Raw genomic sequence first — 17,555 nt, forward strand, 5'->3', positions numbered from 1 at the left:
TCATCGGTCAAAAGCGGTCATAGCATCACAAGACATGTCCAGTGTGTGCAAGCACCTGCTAAATCCGTGTTGGCGGCGCTGTGGTGGCAATTTTCGGGATTAAACCCGAAAGCCCCACACGGAAGGGTGTGGGGCTTGGAGAGGGGGCGGTGCGGGGCGCGGTCAGAACTCGTAGTCGGCGATCACCCAGGTGGCGAATTCACGCCACTGTCCGACGCCCGCCTGGTGGGCGGGGTGGTCCAGATAGCGCTGGAGCGCGGCGCGGTCGGCGACCGCGCTGTTGATGGCGAAGTCGTAGGCGATCGGCCGGTCGCTGACGTTCCAGCCGCACTCCCAGAACTCCACCTCCGGGACCTGCGCGCCGAGCTCCTCGAACGCCTGCGCGCCGGCGACCACGCGCGGCTCGTCGCGCGAGACGCCCTCATTGAGCTTGAAAAGGACCAGGTGACGGATCAAGGGGGCTCCTCGGGCCTTGCCTTGCCGGGGCGGGGCGGCCGGGCCTAGTTGACCAGCGCGGTCATGAACTCGCCGACACCCTGCGCGGCGCTCGAAATGCCCTCGAACCCTACCCCGACGAGGTCGGCTGCCCGGTCCGGGGATGTGATGATCGTGTACAGGACGAACACGACGACCGCGTAGAGCACGATCTTCCTCGCTTGCGCCATCCGCCCGCTTCCTCCCCCTGGCACCCGTGTGCGGTCGCGAGAGTCTAACCATATGAACGTGCGGGACCGGAGGGCCGTCCACGCATACCCTTCGGCCCTCTTCCCCGGGGACGGTCCGGGCCGCCCCTTCTCATCTCCCGGAGCAGCCCTCTTCCCGTTTTGAGGACGAAGGTCCTGCCGCCCGAGGTCCTTCGCCGGGTGGCGTACGCCGCGGGGGAGCGCACGCTGGAAGGGAGCCGGCGGATCCGGCAGGGATCCGCCGGCGAGGAACCGGCCTCCACTGCGGGGCCCGCGCCCGGTTTCTTCCCCTGGTCGCGGCGTGGGCCACAGGCCCGGTTCTCATCAGGGGGAGCGGCCCGTCTTCCCCCCGACGCCGCTCCCCCTGACCCATTCCCAGCGCGGGAACGGCATTCCGCGACGTCGCGGCACCCGCCGTCCGGCGGGTCTTGCCCGCCGGACGGCGCTGCCCGCGGTCTTCGGCCGGGAGGCAGCATGGCCGCATCGGCCACGACGGTGTGGCCGCGAGCCGGGGAGAGCCGATGAACGCTGTTCCGTCCGCCGACGTGTCCGGAGCATCCGGGACAACCCGGGTAGGGGAGCCCGTCGATGTAAAGGACCGTCCCGTCGGGCCGCCGCCACCGTTCGATTCCGAACTGGCGGCCGGGCTGGAGGTGATCGTCAAGCAGCTGCCGACCGCGTTCCGGCTGGAGGACCTTCCCGCGCTGCGAGAGGGCGGCGGGGCGTCGCGTCCCTCGGACGAGGACCTGCGGCAGGACGGTGCCTTCGACATCGAGGAGCGTACGGTGCCGGGGCCGGCCGGTGAAGCGGACATATCCCTGCTCATCTGCAGGCCCGCCGGGGTCTCCGCCGACACGCCGCTGCCCGCCCTCTACAACATCCACGGGGGCGGAATGATCCTCGGGGACAACAGGACCGGCCTGGAGACCATGCTCGACCGGGCGCGGGAACTGCGCCTGGTCGTGGTGTCGGTGGAGTACCGCCTGGCCCCCGAGCACCCGCATCCGGCGCCGGTCGAGGACGCGTACGCCGGGCTGCTCTGGACCGCCGGGCACGCCGCGGAGCTGGGGATCGACCCCGACCGGATCGTGGTGGCCGGCGGCAGCGCAGGGGGCGGTCTCGCCGCGGCCGTCGCGCTGCTGGCACGTGACCGGGGCGGACCTGCCCTGGCCGGGCAGATGCTGCTGTGTCCGATGCTCGACGACCGCAACGACACCCCGTCCAGCCGGCAGATGGCCGGTCTCGGCGTGTGGGACCGTGCGGCGAACCACATGGGGTGGACGGCTCTGCTGGGCGAGCGGCGTGGTGGCCCCGATGTGTCCCCGTACGCCGCTCCGGCCCGGGCCACGGACCTGTCCGGGCTGCCCCCCGCGTTCATCGACGTCGGCTCCGCGGAGACGTTCCGGGACGAGGACGTCGCGTACGCCGTGCGGCTGTGGCAGGCGGGTGGCCAGGCCGAGTTGCATGTGTGGCCGGGCGGGTTCCACGGATTCGAGGGTCTGGTCCCGCAGGCGGCGGTCTCCCAGGACGCCCGCAACGCACAGGGGCTCTGGCTGCGGAGGCTGCTCGGGGTCTGACGGGGCCGGACGGCGAGCCGGGTCGGCCGGGGGCGCTTGGCATCCCCGGACCGAAGACGCAGGATGAGCGGTGTGAAGGAGCTCGCGGGCAAGCTGGCGGCGCTCGACCCGGACGCCGGCGCGGCGCTCCGGGTGATCGCGTACTTCGACCGCCTGGTCGAGGGACGCGCGAGCCTGGAATCACTGGTGCGGGGCGCCGCGGTGCTGTCCGGCTGCCCGGCCCGGCTGGTGGACGAGGAGCGCGGCGTACACGTCCGTGTCACCGCGGACGGCGTACGCACCGACCGCCGGGAGGGCGCCGGGCCGGTCGACCCCGTGTGGATGGCCGCCCCGCTGGTGCCGGGCGGCGCCCCGGCGCTGTGGCTGGAGCGGCCGGGACCGCCCGACGGGGTGCACGCGATGGTGCTGGAGCGGGCTTCGGCCGCCGCCCGCGAGGTCCTCGACCGGACGCGGGGCCGGGTTCCGGCGGAAGACCGGAGCGCCGATCCGGCCTCGGTCGAGGTGCTGCTGGACCGTTCCGCCCCGGAACCGGCCCGTCGGCGAGCCGCCCGTCTGCTGGGCCTGCGGGCCACGGCGACGGCCCGCGTCGTGGCCCCGGCCGGAGCCGCGCTCCTGGTCGAGGCGGTGCCCGTCCCGGGCGGGCGTGCCGCCGCGGCCGAGGGCCTGCGCGCGGGTATCGGCCCGGCGGTGCCCGTGCTCGACCTGCCGGAATCGGCGGTCGCGGCCAGGACCGCCCTCCGGTTCACCGCGGAGGGCACGGACCGGGACCCGGGCCCCCGGACGGTGTACGCGGACGAGCTGGGCGGCCTCGCCCCGCTGGCGGGAACGGTCGGCCCGGAAACGGAACCGATTCCGGACGTACGGGCACTGCAGCGTGCCGTCGCGTCCGCTCCGTGGGCCGCCCGTACGCTCCACTCCTTCGCGTTCGCCATGAGCCTGCGCACGGCGGCGGCCGAACTGACCCTGCACCACTCCACGCTGCAGGGGAGGCTGGCGCAGGCGGAACGCCGGCTCGGCTGGTCCGTGCACGACCCGCAGGGGCGGCTGCGTCTCCAGCTCGCCCTCACCTTGTGGCGACTGCACCGCACCCATGGGCTCTGACCAGCGCCTCGGCGAGTCGCAGCGCGAGCCGGGGCGCACGGAGTCAGGCAGCCTCGTGCGTCGGCAGCATGCCGTCGAGGCTTCCCGCGGGCAGGACCTTGGTCGAGTTGTGTTCGCGGACGATCCGCCAGCCGTCCGGCGTCCGGCGCCAGACCAGCGAGGTGGTGGTACGGATGTCCGTGGCGCCGTCAGGCATGGTGATCCGTGCCACGAACGACAGGGTGGACGCGGCCAGAGTGTGGTCGGCGATGACATGCGGGCCCTCGTCGACCGCATGATGCGCGGAAATCATCCCGCGAAAGGCGGGTTCCCAGATCGAGCCGTACCCGGCGGCCGTCGTCGCCACACGCTGCTCGGGGTCGAAGTCGTCATAGAGGCGGACGTCTGGAGAGCTGAAGTCGTAGAACGCACCGAAGGTACGCCGGAAGTCGAACGGCGCGTCCCCCTCATCGCGCTCCCAACCGAACACCCACCGGCTGTGCAGGTCCGCGACCAATTGTTCATCGTTCATGACTCGACGCTAAGGCCGAAGGCGAGGTTCAGGCAGGGTCCGTCGCACCCACCCATGCGCGGGACGGCCGCACCATCCGGTAAGGCCCGCGGCTTCGCGGATTCCGCGCCCGAAAAGATCAGGTACGTCGAGCGGGATTCTCAGCGGCTTGAGCCGGAAAGACACGTGCTCTCACGGATCTTCGCGCCCATCTCCGGGTCGTCGTCGACGGTGTCGTACGAGTCGTACTTCTCGACCAGCGGCATACCGAGCCGGTCGGTCTGCGTGTGCGCCGGATGCGTCAGGTCCTCCCAGTAGCTGTCGAGGTCCTCGATGACGAACACGGCGCCGCAGTCGTCATCGCTTCCGAAGTCGCGGCCGAGTCACTCAGTGACACGGGTGGCAAGGCGGGCAGGTCGGCGGCCACGGTGCCGAGCAGTGCGAGGGCTTGCTGGGAAACACTGCCCGGCTCGGCCTGGTACACGACGAGCTGCTGGTCCGTCGCACTGGCGATGGTGAACGAGTCGTAGGCCAGGGTGAGCTCGCCGACCTGGTGGTGGTTGAAGGACTTGACCTCATGAGCCTTGCCCCGTACATCGTGCCGGGCCCACAGGGTGCGGAACTCCGCGCTCTTCAGGGACAGTTCACCGACCAGTTCGGTGAGCCGGGGATCGTTCACCAGGTCGCCGCTGCCCGCGCGCAGGGCCCCGAGCCCTGACCTGGCGACCCGCTCCCAGTCGGGGTAGAAGTCCCGGGCGGCCGGGTTCAGGAAGGTGAACCGGACCAGGTTGGTCTCGCCCTGTTCCAGCATTCCGGCGAAGAGGGCGCGCCCGAGGCGGTTGCCGGCCAGCACATCCAGCCGTCGGTCGAGGATCAACGCGGGTGTGTGCAGCCAGCCGTCCATCAAGCGCAGCAGACTCGGCGCGACGGCCACACCGCCACCTCGCGGCACGGGGCCGTGAGCCGTTCGTGCCAGCTGGTGCAGGTACGCCGTTTCCTCGGGATTCAATGTGAGGGCGCGGGCCAGGGCGTGCACCACCTGTGCGGAAGGGTGCTTCTCTCTTCCCTGTTCCAGCCGGGCGTAGTAGTCGGTGCTGACTCCGGACGACTGGGCGACCTCTTCCCGGCGCAGGCCCGGCGTCCTGCGCCGGCCCGACCAGACCAGCCCGTTCTGGCCCGGGCTGATCATCTCTCGCCGGGCCCGGAGAAACTCGCCCAGCGGGTTGTCACTGTCCATGCCGCTACGGTAGCCGCGCTCGCGATCGGTCACCTGGGTGTGGCGCACCCTGGACAGGACCGCCCTGGTTGGCCTCCGGCCCACCGCGCATGCTCGGCCTCATGACAGACAACCTTTCGAACGACTTCTCCCTGCCCGCCGCGGGTGTGCCCGCGGGTCTGCTCGCCGGGCGGATCGCGGTGATCACCGGGGCCAGTGCCGGGATCGGCGCCGCGACCGCACGCCGTTTCGCCGCGGCCGGGGCGGCGGTCGCTCTGCTCGGCCGGCGATCCGGGCTGCTGGACGACCTCGCCGCGACCCTGCGGGAGGAGTGCTCCGCCGACGTCCTGCCCCTCGCGGTCGATGTCACCGACCCTGCCGCGCTGGCCGCCGCCGCGTCGACGATCCGCGCCGGTCTGGGCCGGCCCGACCTGGTCGTCGCCAACGCGGGGGTGATGCTCGGTGCGCCGTTCGACGAGGCGGACGCGGCCGAGTGGGACCAGATGATCGACGTGAACCTTCGAGGTCTGCTGGCGACCGGCCGGGTGTTCATGGCCGACCTGCTCGCCGCGGCCGAAGCCGGACGTGTCGCGGATCTGGTGAACCTCGGCTCGACCGCGGCAGAGGTGATCTTCCCCGACTATCCGGTCTATGGCGCGACCAAGGCGGCGGTCACTCAGCTGACCCGAAATCTGCGCGCCTCGCTCGGCCCTCGCGGCGTACGGGTGCGGTCCGTCGACCCGGCCTTCGCCGTCACCGAGCTCGGCGCCGGCATGGCCCACGAGGCCACTCGGGTCGGACTGGACGAGATGCGGTCTGCCATCACGACCATCACCGCCGAAGACGTGGCCGACGCGATCACCTACTCGGTGGCGGTGCCGGCCCGGGTCAACATCGCCGAGCTGACGGTCGTTCCCACCGCACTCGGCTGAGCACGAAGGGCGGGCGCCCACCGCGATAGCAGTAGGAGAAGAAGACCGCGACGCTGCTCGACCAGATGGGCGCCCCCACCGGTCTGGCGCACACGTACCTCCCGATCGTGGTCTTCGTCCTGGCCAACGGTCTCCTCGGACTGCAGGGCGCGATCGGGTCAGCCATCGCCCGCCGAGGGTTTCGGCAGTCACGGCGTCGCTCACCAGGCCGCACCTTCGCGCGCTGCGGCCACCTGCGGAGAGCACTACGGATCGACACCCGGTTGTGGTTCGTTCCGACGGATCGCGGGTGATTTCCGCTCTGGGGCTCGGCCATGGGCTGTGTCGTCAACGACCCCGGCGAGGCACGCGGAGCTGACCCCGGCGGCCCGGCAGAAGGAGGCTGTGCCACAAAGCGTGGGGTACAAGCGGATACCAAAAAACCGCCCCCGAACCTTTTACAGGTCAGGGGCGGTTTCCTCTGGCGGTAGCGGAGGGATTTGAACCCTCGGTGACTTGCGCCACACTCGCTTTCGAGGCGAGCTCCTTCGGCCGCTCGGACACGCTACCGGGAGAGATCCTAGCCCAAGGTGGGCCGTGGTTCGAAATCGGTATCCGGGGCCGCCCGCGCGGGCGCCTCAGCGGTCGCGGAAGAACGCCGTCAGCAGCCCCGCGCACTCCTCGGCCAGTACGCCGTGGATCACCTCGGGCCGGTGGTTGAGCCGGCGGTCCCGTACGACGTCCCAGAGTGAGCCGGCCGCGCCCGCCTTCTCGTCGAGCGCGCCGAAGACGAGGCGGTCCACCCGGGACTGGACGATCGCCCCCGCGCACATCGTGCACGGTTCTAGCGTCACCACGAGCGTGCAGCCGGTCAGCCGCCAGGCACCGAGGCGGCCGGCCGCCCGGCGGAGCGCGAGGACCTCCGCGTGGGCCGTCGGGTCGCCGGTCGCCTCGCGTTCGTTGTGGCCTGTGGCGATCAGCTGCCCGGCCGGGTCGAGCACGACCGCCCCGACCGGTACGTCACCGGACCCGGCCGCACGCGCCGCCTCGTCCAGGGCACGGCGCATGGACGCCCGCCAGGGTTCCCGTACCGGATCGGGCGCCGGGGTGTGCGGGGGGAGCACTAGCGGACGGTCTCCAGTACGTCGGCGGCCCCCAGTGCTTCCGCGATCTCGGCCATCGCGTCGGACTCCAGCGCCAGCAGTTCGGCCCCGGACAGCCCGAGGTCCGCCAGGATCTCCCGGTCGCCGATGGCGCCCGTGGGCGCGGTCTCCCCCTCCGCCGCGAGGCCGTCGCCGGTGTCCGCGTACTCGTCGTCGGCCCCGCCCGGCTCGCCGTCCTCCGTACCGTCGAGGTCCAGCGTGTCCAGGTCGTCGGCCGGGTCGTTGTCCTTGTCGATCAGTTCGTCGATGAGGATCTCCCCGTACGAGGAGCGGGCGGCCGCGGCCGCGTCGGAGACGTAGATACGAGGGTCGTCCTCGCCTTCCACACGGACGATGCCGAACCAGGCGTCCTCCTGCTCGATGAAGACGAGGACCGTGTCCTCGTCCACCGAGGCCTCGCGGGCCAGGTCGGCCAGATCGGCCAGGGTCTCCACATCGTCGAGCTCTGTATCGCTCGCTTCCCACCCGTCTTCGGTGCGCGCGAGCAGTGCGGCGAAGTACACCGTGACTCTCCCACTGGTCAGAGGTGTGACGATCCGGCGGTGCGCTGTCCCGCCCCGCCCACTCGGAATCGTGGCAGAAACGAGCGCTTCGCGAGAGGTCTTCAGGCGTTGCGTCGGGGAGCCACCTTAATTTGGCTCCCTGTTCGGACCTGGCGCCGGACGGCCTCACTGCGGCCCCGGGATCGGGCGAGGGCCGTGAGCTGACCGTACACGCGCCTCGCACATCGTCCACACATGGCCCGCGCGTCCCGGCGTGGCTCGCGCGTGTGGCCGACAGCCGGAACGGGCGGCGAGGGTGTTGAGGGTGGCGGCCTTTTGGCGCGGGGTGGCCGGTGGTACCTGGCGGCGACACAGGGGCGGCCTGGTGGTGGCCCGGTGGTGGCCCGGCCGGTGCCGGGGCCGGATCACCAGCGGAAGGTGCGCATCCGCATCTGCTGGCGCAGGCGCGCGGTGCGGGCCTTGCGCGGCTTCACGCGCTCGCGCAGCGCCTTCGCCTCGTGCAGCTCCCGCAGGAACTGCGCACGCCTGCGGCGCCGCTCGGTCTCGGTCTCGGTCTTGGTCTCTGCGTCGGCCACGGCCTCCTTGGTCCCCGTCTCCGTCCGCGTCTCCGGCTCGGTCCGGCTGCCGGCGTCGGCAGGTGCCGGGATCTCCGCGGGCACCGGGGTTTCCGTCGCGCTCCCGCTCGACGCCCTGTCCCCGGTGTCGTGCCCGACCCGCCCCGCGGCCTCGGCCCCGCTCTCCCCGGCCCCTGCCCCGTCGAGGGCGGTGCGCCCGCCCTCGACGCGTCGCTCGTTGTCCGGCATCGGCATCTCCCCACCCCCGGCCGCGTCCGTAGGCTTTCTCACCTTCCCTCCCGGCGGGCGGTTGATGCGGATTTCGGGCCTTGGTCGCAGCGCGTACGGTCTTGGCCCCCGGTTACTGTGGTCGGCATGCGGATTCACGTCGTCGACCACCCGCTGGTGGCGCACAAACTCACCACGCTGCGCGATCGGCGCACCGACTCCCCCACCTTCCGGCGGCTCGCCGACGAGCTGGTGACCCTGCTCGCGTACGAGGCCACCCGGGACGTCAGGACCGAACAGGTCGACATCGACACCCCGGTGACGGCCACGACCGGCGTGAAGCTCTCGCACCCCCGGCCCCTGGTGGTCCCGATCCTGCGGGCCGGGCTCGGCATGCTGGACGGCATGGTCCGGCTGCTGCCGACGGCCGAGGTGGGCTTCCTCGGCATGATCCGCAACGAGGAGACGCTCCAGGCGTCCACGTACGCGAGCCGTATGCCCGAGGACCTCTCGGGCCGTCAGGTGTACGTCCTCGACCCCATGCTGGCGACTGGCGGAACGCTCGTCGCGGCCATACAGGAGCTGATCAAGCGCGGCGCGGACGATGTGACGGCCGTGGTCCTGCTGGCGGCGCCGGAGGGCGTCGAGGTGATGGAGCGGGAGCTGGCGGGGACGCCGGTGACGGTCGTGACGGCGGCGGTGGACGAGCGGCTGAACGAGAACGGGTACATCGTGCCCGGGCTGGGCGACGCGGGGGACCGGATGTACGGGACCGCGGGGTTCTGACGGGACCGCGGAGTACTGACGGGGCTGCCGGGCGGGCGGGGCGCCGCTGGGCGGTCGTTTCCCAGGGACCCGGCCCGTCCTCGCGGCAGGTCGCCGGGGTCACTCGCGCGGTGGAGGTCCGGGGGACACCCCGTGCGGGCCGTGGTCGGGTGGAGACGTGCTGCTGCCCGAGAGCGTTCGCCGTCTCGCCGCCTGGTGCGGCGTCGTACTGCTCGTCGCCGGGGTCGGGGCCGTGGCGATCTGGTTGTGCGTGACCTTCAAGACCGCCGTCACCCCCGTCCTGCTCGCTCTCCTCGGCACCGCCCTGCTCCGGCCGTTCCACCGCCGGCTCGTGGCCGTCAAGGTGAACCGCTCGGTCGCCGCCGCGCTCACCTGCGTCGCCGTCGTGGCCGTCGTCGGGGGCGCGGGATACATCGTCGTCAGCGCGCTGTTCGACACCGGAGACCAGATCGTCGCGTCCCTGCGGCAGATCGCCACGAGCGTGACCTCGCACTTCGGCGCCACCGGGACCTCGCTCGACGATCTGCTGAAGAACGCCAAGAGCCTGCTCGGCAAGTTCGGTGCCACCGCCGCCTCCGGCGTGCTCACCGGCATCAGCGTCGTCGGCGAGCTGATCGCCACCGCCGTTCTCGCGCTCCTGCTCATGTTCTTCTTCCTGCGCGACTCCGACCGCACGCTGCGCGCCCTCAAGTCGCTCGCCCCGCACCACACGGCCGCCACCGTCGAGGCCATGGCCCGCCGCGCCTTCGAGGCCGTCGAGGGGTTCATGCGCGGCACCACCGTCATCGCGCTCATCGACGCCGTCCTCATCACCGTGGGGCTGCTCGTCCTGCGCGTGCCGGGAGCCGTCGGGCTGGGCGCGCTGGTGTTCGTCGGCGCGTACATCCCCTACCTCGGCGCGTTCCTCTCGGGCGCCGTCGCCGTGCTGGTCGCGCTCGCCGACCGGGGCTGGGTGATCGGGCTCTGGACGCTCGGGGTGGTGCTCGCCGTGCAGGTGCTGGAGGGGCACGTGCTCCAGCCGGCCGTCCAGAGCCGTACGGTCCAGATGCACCCCGCCGTGGTGATGCTCGCGATCACGGCGGGCGCGACCGTCGCCGGGATCCTCGGGATGCTGCTCGCCGTACCGCTGACGGCCGCCGCGTTCGGTGTCCTCTCGGAGCTGCGACGGCGGTACGGGGACGGCGGTGGCGACGACGGGCACGAACGTCATGACGGGCCGGGCGGTCCCGGCGCCGACCCCGGCCACCCCGGTACGGGGTCCGGTGGGCCGGGCTGTCCCGGTACGGGCACCGGGGGTATTGGTCACTCCGGTACAGGCTCCGGTGGTCCCGGCCACCCCGGTACGGGGACCGACGCCGGCTTTGGCCACCCCGGTACGGGGTCCGGTGGTCCCGGCTATCCCGGTCCCGGCGTCGGCCCGGGCGGCTCCGGCGGCGCTCCGGGCCGGGCCGGCCGGGATTCCGGGGCCCCCGCCCCCTCCTCGCCCTTCTCCCTCTCCTCGCCCTCCTCGCGCTCGTGGAGTTCGAACCAGATCGACTTGCCCTCCCCGCGCGGATCCACCCCCCACGCGTCCGCCAGCATCCCCAGCAGCACCAGTCCCCGCCCGCCGGACGCCAGCTCGCCCGGGGTGCGCACGTGCGGCAGTTCGTCGCTGGTGTCGGCGACCTCGACCCGTAGCCGCCGCTCCCCCCGCGCGCCTCTCACCTCCGCGTACAGCAGCGCGTCCCCGTCGGTGTGCACCAGGACGTTCGTCGCCATCTCGGAGACCATCAGCTCGGCCGCGTCGAGCTGCTCCGCGTTCTCCCAGTCGTGCAGCAGCATGCACAGCTGCCGGCGGGCGTCCGCGATCCGCTCCGGCTCGGCCTGGGCGACGGTCAGCGCGATACGGCGCGGCGGTGCGGGAGCCCGCCCGGCCCCCGTATCAGCCGTGCCCGTGCCCGTACCCGCGCCGAGGGCCGTGCCGTCGAACGCCGCCCCCGCGCCCGTACGGCCCTCCGGCAGGTCCCTGCCGAGCAGCAGCAGGGCGACGTCGTCCTCGCGGCGGTCCGGCAGCGGCCCGGTCGTGTAGTGCGAGGCCGGGCCGTGCACCGCCTGGACCAGGTCGTCGGCGAGCTTCTCCAGCGCGGCCTCGCCGGTCCCGCCGGCCGCCTCCAGGACCGGCCGCAGCCGGGCCCAGCCGGTCGCCAGGTCGTGCCCGCCCGTCTCGATCAGGCCGTCCGTGCACAGCATGAGCGTCTCGCCCGGGTCCAGCACGAGCCGGGTCGTCGGGTAGTCGGAGTCCTCCTCGATGCCGAGCGGCAGTCCGCCCGCGGTCTCCCGTACGACCGCCATCCCGTCCGCCGTACGGATCACCGGGTCGGGATGACCGGCGCGGGCGATCTCGATGACCCCGGTCTCCGGGTCCACCTCCAGGTAGAGGCAGGTCGCGAAGCGCGGGCCGGAGACGATGTACTCCTCGTCGGTCAGGTCGGTCACGCCGCCGGCCCCGCTCCCGGCCCCGGCCCCGCCTCCGCCGACGGCTCCCGTACGAGCGGTGCCCGCGCCGGCGTCCCGGCCGCCCGGAACCGCCTGCGCCGGGTACTCCTGGAGCCCGACCAGGAAACGCGAGGCGCGTGCGAGGACGGCGTCCGGCCGGTGGCCCTCCGAGGCGTACGCCCGCAGCGCGGTCCGCAACTGCCCCATCAGGCCCGCCGCCCGTACGTCATGCCCCTGTACGTCCCCGATGACCAGCGCGAACCGGCCCGGGCGACCCTCCGCCCCGGACCGGCCGCCCGCCCCGGACCGGCCGCCCGGCAGCGGGATCATGTCGTACCAGTCGCCGCCGACCTGGAGGCCGCCGCCGGTCGGCACGTACCGCGCCACCACCGTCATCCCCGGCACCTGGAGACCGAGCGTGGGCATCATCGAGCGCTGGAGGCCCAGGGACAGCTCGCGCTCGGACTCGACGGTCCCGGCGCGGTCCAGGGCCTGCGCCAGCATCCGTGCCACCGTCGTCAGGACGGACCGCTCGTCGGGGGAGAAGGCGACCCGGTGCTTGAAGGCGGCCATCCAGGTGCCGAGCGTGCGGCCCGCCACGACGAGCGGGAGGAAGGCCCAGGAGCGGCGTTCGAAGCGCTGGACGTAATGCCAGGTGGAGGGATAGCGGGCGCGGTACGACTCCGGCGTGGGCAGATAGACGGCCCGCCCGGTCCGTACCACCTCGGCCGCCGGATAGTCGGAGTCGAGCGTCATCTCCTGGAACGGCACCACGTCGTCGGCCGTGTGCCCGTGGTGCCCGATGATGGTGAGCCGTCCGGCGGACGCGGTGTTCGCTGCCGGGCCCGGGGCTCTCGTGGCGCCCGGGCCGTCCGGGGCACCCGGGCCGCTCGGGCCGCCCGAGCCTTCGGACGCACCTGCCGTGCCTCTCGCACCTGCCGCGTCTGCCTCACCCGTCGCCCCTGCCGCGCCCGTCGCATCCACCGTGCCTGCCGCGCCCGTCGTACCCGGCGGCCCTGGGAGGGCCGTGACGCTGAAGACCGCCAGCCCGTCCGGCGAGAAGCCCGGCATCGACAGCGACGCGGCGACCCGCAGCACCTCCTCCGTGGACCGCGCCTCGGCCAGTGCCCGCCCCGCGTCCAGCAGGAACGCCTCGCGCGAGCGGCGCCAGTCGCCGGTGACCGGCCCGCCCCCCACCGTCCTCCCCGGCTGGGGCTCGGCGACCTCCTGGACCGTGCCGTACATGACGAAGTCGCGCCGCCCGTCCTCGTGGGAGGTGACGACCGGCTTGGCCCGGGACCGTACCGTCCGCAGCACCCGGCCGTTCCCGTCCATGATCCGCAGCCGGGCCTCGGCGAGGGTCTCCTCGGCGATGGCGAGGTGCACGATGCCGTCGACCTCGTTCCAGTCGACGGGGTGGAAGCGGGCGCGGGCCTCGCTCTCGGACAGGACGGCGGGCTCCGCGGGCAGCCCGAGCAGGCGGGCCGCCTCCGCGTCGAGGGTGACCGTCCTGGACACGGTGTCCCACCGCCACAGTCCCGTTGCGATGGCGGCCAGGAGATCCTCGGTGCGCATTGCCCCACTTTATGAAGATGTGTGCATGCATTGCCACCGAGGGTGCCCCGTCACCCGGGCGGTAGCCTTGTATCTTCCGGCCCCTCCCGACTTGCTAAGACTGGATGAACGACGATGCATCGGTACAGGTCCCACACCTGCGGCGAGCTCCGCGCCTCTGACGTCGGCACCGACGTCCGACTGAGCGGCTGGCTGCACAATCGCCGAGACCTGGGCGGCATCCTCTTCATCGATCTGCGGGACCACTACGGTCTGGTCCAGCTGGTCGCCCGCCCCGGCACCCCCGCGAACGAGGAGCTGTCCAAGCTCACCAAGGAGACCGTCGTCCGCGTCGACGGCACGGTCTCCGCGCGCGGTGCGGAGAACGTCAACCCGGAGCTGCCCACCGGCGAGATCGAGATCGAGGTCTCGGAGGTCGAGATCCTCGGCTCGGCGGGCCCGCTGCCGTTCACGATCAACACCGAGGACGGCGTCAACGAGGAGCGCCGCCTGGAGTACCGCTTCCTCGACCTGCGCCGCGAGCGCATGCACCGCAACATCATGCTGCGCACGGCCGTCATCTCCGCCATCCGGCACAAGATGACCGCGCTCGGCTTCAACGAGATGGCGACCCCGATCCTCACCGCGACCTCTCCCGAGGGCGCTCGTGACTTCGTGGTGCCCTCGCGGCTGAACCCCGGCAAGTTCTACGCGCTGCCGCAGGCCCCGCAGCAGTTCAAGCAGCTGCTGATGATCTCGGGCTTCGACCGCTACTTCCAGATCGCCCCGTGCTTCCGCGACGAGGACGCCCGCGCCGACCGCTCGCCCGGCGAGTTCTACCAGCTCGACGTCGAGATGAGCTTCGTCGAGCAGGAGGACGTCTTCCGGCCGATCGAGAAGCTGATGACGGAGCTGTTCGAGGAGTTCGGCGGCGGCCGCCATGTCACCTCGCCGTTCCCGCGGATCCCGTACCGGGAGTCCATGCTCAAGTACGGCAACGACAAGCCGGACCTGCGCGCCCGGCTGGAGCTGGTGGACATCTCGGACGTCTTCGAGGGCTCCGAGTTCAAGGCGTTCGCGGGCAAGCACGTGCGCGCGCTGCCGGTGCCGGACACGGCGGGCCAGTCGCGCAAGTTCTTCGACGGGCTCGGTGAGTACGCCGTCGAGCAGGGCGCGAAGGGGCTGGCCTGGGTGCGGGTCGGCGAGGACGGCGCGCTGAGCGGCCCGATCGCCAAGTTCCTCACCGAGGAGAACGTCAAGGTCCTCACCGAGCGGCTGTCCCTGGTCCCCGGCCACGCGGTCTTCTTCGGCGCGGGCGAGTTCGACGAGGTCTCGAAGATCATGAGCGCGGTGCGGGTCGAGGCCGCGAAGCGCGCCGGGCACTTCGAGGAGGGCGTCTTCCGGTTCTGCTGGATCGTCGACTTCCCGATGTACGAGAAGGACGAGGACACCGGGAAGATCGACTTCTCGCACAACCCGTTCTCGATGCCGCAGGGCGGCCTGGAGGCCCTTCAGACCCAGGACCCGCTGGACGTCCTGGCGTGGCAGTACGACATCGTCTGCAACGGGATCGAGCTGTCGTCGGGCGCGATCCGTAACCACAAGCCGGAGCTGATGCTCAAGGCGTTCGAGATCGCGGGCTACGACCGGGAGACCGTGGAGCACGAGTTCGCGGGCATGCTCCGCGCCTTCCGGCTCGGCGCCCCGCCGCACGGCGGCATCGCGCCGGGCGTGGACCGTATCGTCATGCTGCTGGCGGACGAGCCGAACATCCGGGAGACGATCGCCTTCCCGCTGAACGGCAACGCGCAGGACCTGATGATGGGCGCGCCCACGGAGCTGGCGGAGAGCCGGCTGCGGGAGCTGAACATCGCGCTGCGCAAGCCGGTGGCGAAGCCGGGGGACTGACGAGGCATCAGCCGCGCGGTGCGCGCGGGACGAGCCGCGCGGTGCGTGCCGGCTAGTGCCGCGACCGGCAAGGTTTGCCCGTCAAGGAGCGGCGTCCGGTGCGTGTGATCGCAAGGCGGTCAGAAGTCCATGTAGCGGAGCTACCTGGGCTTTTGGCCAACGCGGCGAGCGCGCGTGCCGGGCGTCGCGACGGGGCAAACGTTGCCGGGAGGGGCACTAGGGAGCGAGTGTGAGGGGCCGGGGGCCGTACGGAGTGCGGCCCCCGGCCCCTTGCGCCGAGACGTCCGCCTCATCGAGGTGTCTCACGGCACGTTGAACGGTGCCCGAATCGGCAAGACGGTCGTTCAGGTGATGGTGACGACGCGCCGGGGGCCGTCGGGGATGTCCGTACGATGACCGGCGGCGCAGGCTTCGGTACGGGGCGGAACCTGTTCCGGATGTCATGGACAGGCGATGCGACGACGAGATACGAAAGAGGCCGCACATGCCCGACCGCTCCCCTCGTCCCGTACACCCGCCCCGGCCGGTCGGGGGCCTGTTGCTGACCGCGGGGCTGCTGGCCGTCGGACTGCTCGTCACCGGCTGTGCGGGTACGGCCGGTTCCGCCGACGCCCCGGGCCGGTCCGACGCCTCCGACCAGGTGGACAACGCGGGGCACGCCGTGAGCGGGGGCCCCAGTCCGCTCGTGATGGCACCGCGCGCACTCGAACCCGAGGAGATCCCCGGCCTCGGCGCGGCGACCCGCGCCGCGATCCCGTCGAAGAGTTCCCAGGCCGTGGTGGTGACCGGCGCCGACCGGGACTCCGACCGGTCCGCCGTCCGGGTCTACGAGCGTGACCCTGTCACCGGCTGGCAGCCCGCCTCCGACGAGTGGCCCGCCCACAACGCCGTGCGCGGCTGGACCGACGACCACCGGGTGGGCGACCTGCGCAGCCCCATCGGGGTGTTCGGGCTCACGGACGCGGGTGGCAAGCTCGCAGATCCCGGTACGAAGCTCCCGTACGACCGGGGGCCCGCCTTCACGGCGACCGGCACCGGGGCGCAGGGGGAGCCGCTGGCGGGGTCCTTCGACTATGTCGTCGCCATCAACTACAACCGGAAGCCCGGTACCACCCCGCTCGACTGGACCCGGCCGCTCGGCGCGGAGAAGGGCGGGGGCATCTGGCTCCATGTGGACCACGGAGGCGCGACCCAGGGCTGTGTCTCGCTGCCGCGCGAGCGGATGAGGGAACTGCTGCGGCTGCTCGACCCGGCGAAGCGGCCGGTGGTGGTGATGGGGGACTGGAACGCGCTCGGCCGGTGAGCGGGCGAGCGCGCCGCGATGGTCGGACCACGTGACGGTCGGACCATCTGATGGTCGCCGATCCGGTGATCGGACTGATGGGACTGATGGGACGGTCCGTTGAGCGTTTGGCCTGTTGGTCCGCCGATCGGTTGGTCAGTCGATCGGCTGGTCCGCCCGGCCTGCTGGCGGTTGGTCCGCTGAACCGTTGAACAGCTTGTTCCCTGGTCCGGAAAACCTGTTCTCCGACGAAGTGCACATAGGGCGATGTGCTGATCAGGGCATCCGAGGATCAGTTCGCACCGCCCTGGCCGGCGCTTCCCATCGGGCCGACCTTCACCGGGGAGCCGGAGCCGTCGGTGACGGGCAGCGAGGCGGCGCCCGGCCACTCGAGCTGGAAGGACTTGGTCTCGTCCGGCGGGGTCACGACGAGGGCGGTGATGCGGACGCCGGAGCCGCCGGTGTCGTTGAGCGGGTAGGTGACGCCGAAGAACGTCGACTCGCCGGGCTTGAGGATGGACGAGTCCGCTGTCTCCTGGCCGGTGCGCTCGGCGGAGATCGTTCCCGTGTTGGTCTTCAGGTCGACGCCGGCGTAGGCGGACAGCGTGCAGTCCTGCTCGCCGCCGTTCCTCAGTTCCACCGCGACGGTGCCCTCGCCGTCGCCGTCGATGGTGCTGTCCGTCGCCGTGATGTCCAGTTCGTCGGTGAGGCACATGCCGATCTCGCCGTTCTTGCCGGAGTCGGACCCGGCCCCCGCGACCGCGCCCTGATCGCCGGCGTTCTCCCCGGTGGAGTCCTTCGCGGCGTCCTGGTCCGAACCGCCCGAGCCGGAACTGCCGTCCGAGGAAGACCCGGCGGACGCGGACGACGGGGCGCTCTGCGTCGTGCCGTCGTCGGTCTGGCAGGCGGTGAGCGAGAGACCCGCGACAACGGCCAGGGCGGCGAAGGTGAGCTTGTGAACGCGCATCGTTTCTTCCTCAGTATCAATGGGGGCTGCGGGCTGCTCGGTACGAGTCGGTACGAGCGAGCGTTTCTGAACACCAGGACCCGCCCGGCCCGGTGAGCCGTTCCGCGCAACCGCCCCCTAATACGCCCCTGTTACACGCACAGCCAGGCAAAACGCG

At 72.0% G+C, this 17,555-nt stretch carries 16 protein-coding genes, 1 tRNA gene and 1 pseudogene; 7 read left to right on the top strand and 11 right to left on the bottom strand.

Annotated features, from left to right (window positions below; translation table 11 throughout):
• Window positions 1-162 precede the first annotated feature (162 nt).
• Window positions 163-456, bottom strand: a complete 294-nt coding sequence (locus ACU6P3_RS17360; RefSeq protein WP_447193114.1) for a Dabb family protein — start codon at window positions 454-456, stop codon at window positions 163-165.
• A gap of 44 nt (window positions 457-500) precedes the next feature.
• Entirely contained in the window at window positions 501-665 is a 165-nt protein-coding gene (locus ACU6P3_RS17365; protein ID WP_344281629.1) for a hypothetical protein, read from the bottom strand.
• 539 nt (window positions 666-1,204) lie between these two features.
• On the opposite strand from ACU6P3_RS17365, the gene ACU6P3_RS17370 reads away from it, so the two are divergent.
• Both ACU6P3_RS17370 and ACU6P3_RS17375 read left to right on the top strand, forming a co-directional pair.
• Complete coding sequence (locus ACU6P3_RS17370; RefSeq protein WP_447193115.1) at window positions 1,205-2,260, top strand: alpha/beta hydrolase; 1,056 nt, start codon at window positions 1,205-1,207, stop codon at window positions 2,258-2,260.
• 72 nt (window positions 2,261-2,332) lie between these two features.
• Entirely contained in the window at window positions 2,333-3,361 is a 1,029-nt protein-coding gene (locus ACU6P3_RS17375; RefSeq protein ID WP_447193116.1) for a helix-turn-helix domain-containing protein, read from the top strand.
• A gap of 43 nt (window positions 3,362-3,404) precedes the next feature.
• Here ACU6P3_RS17375 and ACU6P3_RS17380 read toward each other — a convergent pair whose 3' ends face one another.
• The 3 genes from ACU6P3_RS17380 to ACU6P3_RS17390 all read right to left on the bottom strand — a co-directional run bounded on the left by ACU6P3_RS17380 (window position 3,405) and on the right by ACU6P3_RS17390 (window position 5,088).
• Complete coding sequence (locus tag ACU6P3_RS17380; protein ID WP_447193117.1) at window positions 3,405-3,872, bottom strand: YybH family protein; 468 nt, start codon at window positions 3,870-3,872, stop codon at window positions 3,405-3,407.
• A gap of 140 nt (window positions 3,873-4,012) precedes the next feature.
• Complete coding sequence (locus ACU6P3_RS17385) at window positions 4,013-4,195, bottom strand: hypothetical protein (protein WP_447193118.1); 183 nt, start codon at window positions 4,193-4,195, stop codon at window positions 4,013-4,015.
• Complete coding sequence (locus tag ACU6P3_RS17390; RefSeq protein WP_447193119.1) at window positions 4,153-5,088, bottom strand: helix-turn-helix transcriptional regulator; 936 nt, start codon at window positions 5,086-5,088, stop codon at window positions 4,153-4,155. The genes ACU6P3_RS17385 and ACU6P3_RS17390 overlap by 43 nt, the downstream gene beginning before the upstream one ends.
• A gap of 101 nt (window positions 5,089-5,189) precedes the next feature.
• On the opposite strand from ACU6P3_RS17390, the gene ACU6P3_RS17395 reads away from it, so the two are divergent.
• The gene (locus ACU6P3_RS17395; protein WP_447193120.1) at window positions 5,190-5,999 is read left to right on the top strand and encodes an SDR family oxidoreductase; all 810 of its coding nucleotides are present in this window, start codon (window positions 5,190-5,192) and stop codon (window positions 5,997-5,999) included.
• 461 nt (window positions 6,000-6,460) lie between these two features.
• Here the strand turns inward: ACU6P3_RS17395 and ACU6P3_RS17400 are convergent.
• The 4 genes from ACU6P3_RS17400 to ACU6P3_RS17415 all read right to left on the bottom strand — a co-directional run bounded on the left by ACU6P3_RS17400 (window position 6,461) and on the right by ACU6P3_RS17415 (window position 8,303).
• A tRNA-Ser gene (locus ACU6P3_RS17400) sits at window positions 6,461-6,548 on the bottom strand.
• Window positions 6,549-6,616: 68 nt separating this feature from the next.
• Window positions 6,617-7,045 carry a tRNA adenosine(34) deaminase TadA gene (tadA, locus tag ACU6P3_RS17405; protein WP_447197931.1) on the bottom strand — a complete coding sequence of 143 codons (429 nt, stop codon included), beginning with the start codon at window positions 7,043-7,045 and terminating at the stop codon, window positions 6,617-6,619.
• Between the two features lie 56 nt (window positions 7,046-7,101).
• Complete coding sequence (locus ACU6P3_RS17410; RefSeq protein WP_447193121.1) at window positions 7,102-7,644, bottom strand: tRNA adenosine deaminase-associated protein; 543 nt, start codon at window positions 7,642-7,644, stop codon at window positions 7,102-7,104.
• Window positions 7,645-8,048: 404 nt separating this feature from the next.
• A complete protein-coding gene (locus ACU6P3_RS17415) occupies window positions 8,049-8,303 on the bottom strand; it encodes a hypothetical protein (RefSeq protein ID WP_447197932.1) in 255 nt (84 codons plus the stop codon).
• A gap of 270 nt (window positions 8,304-8,573) precedes the next feature.
• Here ACU6P3_RS17415 and upp point away from each other — a divergent pair, with 270 nt between their 5' ends.
• Together upp and ACU6P3_RS17425 are read left to right on the top strand one after the other, a co-directional pair.
• Window positions 8,574-9,212: a uracil phosphoribosyltransferase gene (gene upp, locus ACU6P3_RS17420; protein WP_030744069.1), complete on the top strand. Its 639-nt coding sequence runs from the start codon at window positions 8,574-8,576 to the stop codon at window positions 9,210-9,212.
• Between the two features lie 157 nt (window positions 9,213-9,369).
• Window positions 9,370-10,455: pseudogene (locus ACU6P3_RS17425) on the top strand (AI-2E family transporter); the annotation flags it as partial.
• A 152-nt stretch (window positions 10,456-10,607) separates the two neighbouring features.
• On the opposite strand, the gene ACU6P3_RS17430 reads toward ACU6P3_RS17425, so the two are convergent.
• Window positions 10,608-13,262 carry an ATP-binding SpoIIE family protein phosphatase gene (locus ACU6P3_RS17430; protein ID WP_447193122.1) on the bottom strand — a complete coding sequence of 885 codons (2,655 nt, stop codon included), beginning with the start codon at window positions 13,260-13,262 and terminating at the stop codon, window positions 10,608-10,610.
• A gap of 114 nt (window positions 13,263-13,376) precedes the next feature.
• Here ACU6P3_RS17430 and aspS point away from each other — a divergent pair, with 114 nt between their 5' ends.
• Both aspS and ACU6P3_RS17440 read left to right on the top strand, forming a co-directional pair.
• Complete coding sequence (aspS, locus tag ACU6P3_RS17435; RefSeq protein ID WP_447193123.1) at window positions 13,377-15,149, top strand: aspartate--tRNA ligase; 1,773 nt, start codon at window positions 13,377-13,379, stop codon at window positions 15,147-15,149.
• 484 nt (window positions 15,150-15,633) lie between these two features.
• A complete protein-coding gene (locus tag ACU6P3_RS17440) occupies window positions 15,634-16,452 on the top strand; it encodes a L,D-transpeptidase family protein (RefSeq protein WP_447193124.1) in 819 nt (272 codons plus the stop codon).
• A 271-nt stretch (window positions 16,453-16,723) separates the two neighbouring features.
• Here the strand turns inward: ACU6P3_RS17440 and ACU6P3_RS17445 are convergent, their stop codons facing one another.
• A complete protein-coding gene (locus ACU6P3_RS17445) occupies window positions 16,724-17,398 on the bottom strand; it encodes a DUF4232 domain-containing protein (protein WP_447193125.1) in 675 nt (224 codons plus the stop codon).
• Between the last annotated feature and the right edge of the window lie 157 nt (window positions 17,399-17,555).

Source organism: Streptomyces hebeiensis (assembly GCF_052983195.1).

Coding starts and splice junctions, on each gene's coding strand:
- ACU6P3_RS17365 (WP_344281629.1), bottom strand. CDS start 665: ATGGCGCAAGCGAGGAAGATCGTGCTCTACGCGGTCGTCGTGTTCGTC.
- ACU6P3_RS17370 (WP_447193115.1), top strand. CDS start 1,205: ATGAACGCTGTTCCGTCCGCCGACGTGTCCGGAGCATCCGGGACAACC.
- ACU6P3_RS17380 (WP_447193117.1), bottom strand. CDS start 3,872: ATGAACGATGAACAATTGGTCGCGGACCTGCACAGCCGGTGGGTGTTC.
- ACU6P3_RS17390 (WP_447193119.1), bottom strand. CDS start 5,088: ATGGACAGTGACAACCCGCTGGGCGAGTTTCTCCGGGCCCGGCGAGAG.
- ACU6P3_RS17395 (WP_447193120.1), top strand. CDS start 5,190: ATGACAGACAACCTTTCGAACGACTTCTCCCTGCCCGCCGCGGGTGTG.
- tadA (WP_447197931.1), bottom strand. CDS start 7,045: ATGCGCCGTGCCCTGGACGAGGCGGCGCGTGCGGCCGGGTCCGGTGAC.
- upp (WP_030744069.1), top strand. CDS start 8,574: ATGCGGATTCACGTCGTCGACCACCCGCTGGTGGCGCACAAACTCACC.
- ACU6P3_RS17430 (WP_447193122.1), bottom strand. CDS start 13,262: ATGCGCACCGAGGATCTCCTGGCCGCCATCGCAACGGGACTGTGGCGG.
- aspS (WP_447193123.1), top strand. CDS start 13,377: ATGCATCGGTACAGGTCCCACACCTGCGGCGAGCTCCGCGCCTCTGAC.
- ACU6P3_RS17440 (WP_447193124.1), top strand. CDS start 15,634: ATGCCCGACCGCTCCCCTCGTCCCGTACACCCGCCCCGGCCGGTCGGG.
- ACU6P3_RS17445 (WP_447193125.1), bottom strand. CDS start 17,398: ATGCGCGTTCACAAGCTCACCTTCGCCGCCCTGGCCGTTGTCGCGGGT.